The sequence below is a fragment of the Streptomyces sparsus genome (genome assembly GCF_054776295.1).
Map to the genome: position 1 here is coordinate 1 of NZ_BAAHCA010001436.1, position 844 is coordinate 844.

The following is an 844-nucleotide window of genomic DNA, read 5'->3' on the forward strand; positions in this document are numbered from 1 at the left end:
GGCTGGGCGGACACGACGCTGCCGCTGCCGGACGGCCGGTGGCGCGAGCTGCTGACCGGCCGCACCTTCCAGGGGGCCCGCCCGCTCTCGGAGCTGCTGGCCGACGCCCCGGTGGCGCTGCTCGTCCGGCACTGAGCACGGCCCTTGGCAGGCGCGCGCCCCGGCGGTGACGCTGGTGCCGGGTACCTGCTTGGATGCTCGACGTGATCTCTGTGGACCGTGACGAACGCCGTGCGCTGCTGGACCGGATCGAGCGGTACTACGACGCGGTGCCCCGCTCGGCGGCCCGGGCCGAGGACTTCGGTCCGCTCACCCTGTTCGTGCGCTCCGGATCGGGCTGGCCGTTCTACGCGCGGCCCACGCCGGGGCGGAGCGCGCCGGTCGGCGCCGCCGACGTGACGCGGGTGCGGGAGCGGCAGCGCGAGCTGGGCATGCCGGAGAGCATCGAATGGGTCGCCGAGTCGGCACCCGCGCTCCGCACGGCGACCGAGCAGGCGGGACTGGTGGCGCACGAGCACCCCCTGATGGTGCTCGACCCGGAGGCGCCCGTCCCGGCGGCCCCCGCGCCGCCGGAAGGGGTGGACGTGCGCATCGTCGGACCGGACGACGCCGGTCTGCCCGGCGCGCTGGCCGTCCCCTACCTGGCCTTCACCGAACCGGGAGCCGACAGCGCGGCCGAGCCGGCCCGGTTGGTGGAGGTGGCCAGGTACCTCGTCGCCGACGGCTCGGTGAAGCAGACCGCGGCACGCGTCCGGGCCGGACTGACCTGCGTGGCCGCCGCCTACGGGGACGGCACGGCGCTCTGCGCCGGCCAGCACCAGCCCGTGGGCGCGGTCACCGAGAT

General features: G+C 76.4%; 1 protein-coding gene. It reads left to right on the forward strand.

The genetic code is table 11. The annotated features are described in order from the left end of the window. Positions 1-203: 203 nt before the first annotated feature. Positions 204-844, forward strand: a 641-nt coding sequence (locus tag ACYVE9_RS28910) for a GNAT family N-acetyltransferase (RefSeq protein WP_461030837.1), incomplete at its 3' end; no start/stop codon positions are given.